Source organism: Erwinia sp., assembly GCF_031978025.1.
Taxonomy (GTDB): domain Bacteria; phylum Pseudomonadota; class Gammaproteobacteria; order Enterobacterales; family Enterobacteriaceae; genus Erwinia.
Window position 1 is genome coordinate 1 of record NZ_DALZCD010000310.1, and the last position, 4,878, is coordinate 4,878.

The window sequence follows — 4,878 nt, forward strand, 5'->3', positions numbered from 1 at the left end:
TCGACGGCGGAATAGACATCGGCTGCCAGCTCCTGGAAACCCTGAGCCGAAGCCCCAACTGCATTAATATGGCAGCGTGGTGGTAAATCCTGTCGATGCAGGAAGGGGGCTTTTGCAGCGGTAACGGTACAGATAATTTCCGCCTCCCGTACGGCCTGCGCAGGCGTATCGGCAAGGGTTACCTTCAGGTTGTAGCCGCTACACCAATCGGCTAATCGTGCCGTGTTTTCCCGGTTTCTTCCCCAGAGCGTAATCCGTCGAATTGGCCTGACGGTCAACAGCATCTCCAGGTGTCTCCTGGCCTGCACACCTGTTCCCAGCATGGCCAGATGGCTGGCATCAGGTGGCGACAGTAATTTTGTCGCTAACGCCGAGGCTGCAGCAGTACGCAGCTCCGTAATGGCTCCGGCATCCACAACAGCCATTTCACCGTTGGCAGAAGCGTCATACAGCAGGATGGCGCCCTCATGTGAAGCATGCCCCGGCTGGCTAAAGTCAACCTTCACGGTTTTCAGACCAAATCCGGCATAAGGGCCAGTTTTAATGTAGGCCGGCATGGTGCCCATCAGGCGACCGTCGTCGGCCGCAATCACAGAGCGCAGCGTCTGTTCAATTTTGCCCTGACTAACCAGGGCGAAAGCTTCATAGCTAAGCTGTAGCGCTATCTCCGGAGAGAGCGTCTGTTCGACAGACTCACGGTCAAAGTAACGCATTACCCGGCTCCTTAGCTGGCAGTCATAAACTGCGGTTCGATATCGGTTTCAGCAATGCTGTTCAGTAAGGTAGACATGGTTTTTTGCGCCACGCCAAGAATAACGTCCAGCATATTTTCTTTACTGAACCCCGCCTGAAGAAATTCACCGACCGCCTTCGCCGGGATATTGCCCTGTGCCAGCGCAACGGTACGGGTAAACTGGTAGAGCGCGGCCAGACGGCCGGAAAGCGATTCCGGCTGCTTAACCAACCTGGTAAGGGTGTCGGACGAGACGCCTTTATGCTGTGCAATCCAGCTATGCGCCTGAACGGTATAGGCGCAATCGTTGATCAGGCCTGTCGTAATCCAGACGATGGCACGCTCCTCTTCGTTCAGCGAACATTGCGAAAAAGCATCATGCGCGTACTGATAAGAGGCAAGCAGAGCAGGCGATTCCGCCATGTAGCCACTCTGCCAGGGGATCCAGCCGAAACCGTCGATAGAACTTTGCAACAGCGGACGGCTGGCAGCAGGCGCGCTGCTAATAGTATGCAGGGTAAGCAGTTTCATTAGGCATTCCTTATGACATTTGTGAGCCGAACACGGACCAGAGCATGTGGATAGGCCGGGTGGCAGAAATAAAATGCAGCTTATGCAGACGAGCAGCAATTTCGGTAGTCAGGGCTATATCCGCCTCGCCGCAGGCTACGGCCTGCGCCGCTGCGCTGGTGGAAGACATTTCAACAACGCGCTCGATTTTTAATCCGACAGGAAGCAGCTCCTGGATTAAAGGCACAGGCGCGGGATGCGAGGCAACGTAAAGCGGCCGGTCAGGTAACGCTTTGTGGGCAACAAGGCCATATAGCGGTGTATCAAATAAAAACGTAGCCAGCAATTTCAAGCTGGTATCCATATAAAAATCGTTAATTGCGGGGTAGGCATTAGCCACGATCAGTAGACCTTTATCAGTTCTTAAATTATCTCTTGCCAGCTCATAAGTATTATCCAACTGCAAAGCGTGCAGGCTTCTGTCATATTTTTCATTCATCCAGCTGCAAAAAAACTGTGATGCATATTCACTACTCGTTCCGGCAGGACCGAGTGTATGAACAGGTAAATTAACCGCATGGCCTAAACCCATATCCATAAAATGCTTGCTCATTTTTTCACCTGAATATATTGATTAATATACCGAAGTTAACCAGCTTTGATAGTTTTTCAGCTTGCCACGTACGGCCTGTTGATAAATATCTTTAATTCCTTGCGTCAGGCTTTCAGGATGAACACTCTTAAAATTACGATGATCGATTTGTACGACTGGCGCTATTTCCAGACCGGTACCGCTAAGAAAGCATTCTTCCGCAGTAAGTAATTCAGAGGGTAAAATATCCCTTTCCTCTACCGTTAAATTAAAAAAATCTTTTGCCAGAGTAATAATACTATCCCGGGTGATGCCTTCCAGAATATGTGCGGACACCGGGGGAGTAATTAAACGGCCTTTTTTTACCATAAAAATATTGGCGGTAGTGGCCTCCGCCACGTTGCCATGGTTATTTAACATCAGCGCATCGTCATAGCCACCTCGCTGGGCAGCCTCCATTGCCAGCGCGGAGTTCACGTAGCTGCCGGTAATTTTGGCACGGGCCGGTACAGCGTTATCCGCCACTCTACGCCAGCTCGACAGGGTGCAGCGCAGTCCATCCTGCTTAACATAGGTTTTCATTGGCAGACTGTTAACGGAAAAACCGCTGCTGACGCCGGTAAGCTTGACGCCAAAACCGCTGCCGGGCAGTAAATGTCGCTTAAAAGCAAGCGGACGAATATAGCAATCACCTTGCGTATCATTGCGTTGCAGTAGATCGCGGATGAGTGCGGCTATTTCTTCCGGTTCCGGAAGATCGATCAGCAGCAGCGACGCAGAGCTGATTAATCTGGCGATATGCGCGTCCAGACGGAAAATATTAATATGCGTACCATCATGGCTGGCGTAACCGCGGATCCCTTCGAAAACGCCTGTTCCGTAGTTAAAAGCCTGCGTCGTTACGGGCAATACCGCCTGCTGCGCGGCGACAACTTCGCCATTCAGGTAAACCCAGGGGTGGTGTGCAGGTTGTGCAGGTGTGGCTTCGCTCATTATTTAAACCCACGGTTGATTAAAGCCAGCGCGGCATCGCGATCCGCATTATCGCCTTCCGGGCGAAGATCGTGCAGGCGCGCCGCTTTCCAGCTCACCATTGCAGACGTTTTGGTCACGGCGGCAGTTTCTCCGGTAGTCAACGTGACCTTCACACCGGGCAGCTTCTGCTCCATCCAGCTTTTTACCTCTGCCAGTTGCGGGCCGACATCGCGTAGGGGATCAAACATCTCTACGGTAATATCCAGTACGTCATGCAGCTGCCGACGATCGATACAGATAGCGTAATCCAGGCAGCCGTGCAGTTTATCCAGCAGCGCTGCCTCCAGTTCCCATGCGTAGTAAGGCTGGCCGTTAAGCGTGAGTACGTCGCGCACTCTTCCCAGCGGCAGCAATTTTTGAGTACCGTCAGGCATCCAGGAAGAACGCACCAAATCGCCCGTTCGATAGCGGATCAGGGGCTTTTGTCCCTGATAAAGATGGGTAATCACCAGTTCGCCGGTCACCTGGCCCTGCGTCACGTTTAAGCTCTCCCCGCTAACCGGGTCGATCACCTCATAAAAATTGTTTAACGGGACGGTATAGAGATAGCTATCGTCATTACAGACGGCCAGGATAGAAGATTCCTGCGAGGCGTACATGCAGCTATAGACCTGAGCACCCCAAATCTCACCGATATTTCTTAACAGAGCGGGCGTGGTCAGTTCGCCAACGGTCAGGATCAGCCTGATGCTGCTGTTCGCCGCATCCTGCCCCGCTTCTTTCATAAAACGTGCTGCTGCAATGGCAACCGCAGGCGTACAAACCAGTGCGGTAATTTTCAACTCTTCAATCAGTGCCATGACCCGTTTCATGCCTACAACCGGCGAACGAGGCCACATTTTTACCACGCTGTGGCCCAGACTGCGGAAAACGTCTTCAAAAGTATCGCCGGTAGAGTGCAGCTCGCTGGGGCCCATTACGCCAACAATATGATTTTTTCCGTGCTGATCAAAAATATTACGATAGTGGATAATCAGCGGCGTATTATTATAAATGGAATCCAGTTCATTACGAGGGCAGGGTGTTGGCGAGCCGGTCGTGCCAGTGGTCTCATAATAAATCCAGCTTTTGTGCAAGGGAGAAGAGGCTAATAAAGGCCCCTGCGATCTAAGCTCTTCTTTAGTGGTGAAAGGTAGCGTCGAAATATTGGCTGTCGTCAGCGAGGAAATATCTGAATGCGTCAGTCCGGAAAGCTTTTCTTTATAAAAAGGTGAGTTGCTGGTAACGTAATGGAGTATTTCTCTTAATGCATTATTTTGATGTGCGTTAAGATTTTCAATGCTTATATCCCCCGCTTCAAACTCGCTGTGCTGACGATATATTTCTTTGGCTTTCTGGTAAAGGTCTTCTTTAAATATAGCGTACACGATGCTTTCCTTAAATAATCGACAGACTAATCAGACAGCATAAGCCGCTACAACGCGTGCAGATTGCGCATTGCGGACATAGATAATGAGGAATAACTATTTAAACAGGGCAAGGTTACCGGTCAGTTTGGTAATCCTTTTTTTGGGGCCCATCAGGCCTATTGCAACCAGCTCAATATTTTCACTGCTGACAGAAGAAATCCTTTCGCCATATTCATCATAGGTTTTGCAGGATTGAGCCAGCGCGCTGAAAGGCATGGCATAAAGATTTTCTTCTTTAGCAATACGCTGCAGCTCCTGAATATAACTTCCCGGCGCCAGCAGGACAGGCAGCGGGCTATAGATAACGCCGGGATAGTTTACGTCATCCAGGCTTTGCATATCCGGGCCTACCAGGTTTTCCGTGGTGCGGCCAAAGCTGATTCCAATCACGCTGGCGGCATTGATCGCCAACCCGGCTGGTAAATCTTTATCAATAATAATGGTGCAACGGTGCTGACTGGCGTCGAATTTCATTTTTTTGTCCTGGATGTTAGGAAAGAGCGGGTTCGTTCAGGGTGCTTAACAGACCCGTATTGAGCGTAAAGTCGCTATCCAGATCGATATCTACTACTACCCAGTCAGCAATCGCCCGCCATTTG

6 protein-coding genes are annotated in these 4,878 nt (G+C 50.7%); all 6 read right to left on the reverse strand.

Annotated features, from left to right (window positions below; translation table 11 throughout):
* The coding region (locus RTK32_RS19030; protein WP_312046741.1) for an ornithine cyclodeaminase family protein at positions 1-713 on the reverse strand (713 nt) is incomplete at its 3' end.
* Positions 714-724: 11 nt separating this feature from the next.
* Complete coding sequence (locus tag RTK32_RS19035; protein ID WP_312046743.1) at positions 725-1,264, reverse strand: carboxymuconolactone decarboxylase family protein; 540 nt, start codon at positions 1,262-1,264, stop codon at positions 725-727.
* 10 nt (positions 1,265-1,274) lie between these two features.
* Positions 1,275-1,856: a bacilysin biosynthesis protein BacA gene (locus RTK32_RS19040; protein WP_312046745.1), complete on the reverse strand. Its 582-nt coding sequence runs from the start codon at positions 1,854-1,856 to the stop codon at positions 1,275-1,277.
* A 21-nt stretch (positions 1,857-1,877) separates the two neighbouring features.
* Entirely contained in the window at positions 1,878-2,828 is a 951-nt protein-coding gene (locus RTK32_RS19045; protein ID WP_312046747.1) for a branched-chain amino acid transaminase, read from the reverse strand.
* Positions 2,828-4,237: an AMP-binding protein gene (locus tag RTK32_RS19050; RefSeq protein WP_312046749.1), complete on the reverse strand. Its 1,410-nt coding sequence runs from the start codon at positions 4,235-4,237 to the stop codon at positions 2,828-2,830. The genes RTK32_RS19045 and RTK32_RS19050 overlap by 1 nt, the downstream gene beginning before the upstream one ends.
* Positions 4,238-4,333: 96 nt before the next feature.
* Positions 4,334-4,753 carry a DUF2000 domain-containing protein gene (locus RTK32_RS19055; RefSeq protein ID WP_312046750.1) on the reverse strand — a complete coding sequence of 140 codons (420 nt, stop codon included), beginning with the start codon at positions 4,751-4,753 and terminating at the stop codon, positions 4,334-4,336.
* Between the last annotated feature and the right edge of the window lie 125 nt (positions 4,754-4,878).

Bases quoted from the DNA above. Each gene is read 5' to 3' on its own strand.
- RTK32_RS19040 (WP_312046745.1), bottom strand. From the start codon at position 1,856: ATGAGCAAGCATTTTATGGATATGGGTTTAGGCCATGCGGTTAATTTA.
- RTK32_RS19035 (WP_312046743.1), bottom strand. From the start codon at position 1,264: ATGAAACTGCTTACCCTGCATACTATTAGCAGCGCGCCTGCTGCCAGC.
- RTK32_RS19045 (WP_312046747.1), bottom strand. From the start codon at position 2,828: ATGAGCGAAGCCACACCTGCACAACCTGCACACCACCCCTGGGTTTAC.
- RTK32_RS19055 (WP_312046750.1), bottom strand. From the start codon at position 4,753: ATGAAATTCGACGCCAGTCAGCACCGTTGCACCATTATTATTGATAAA.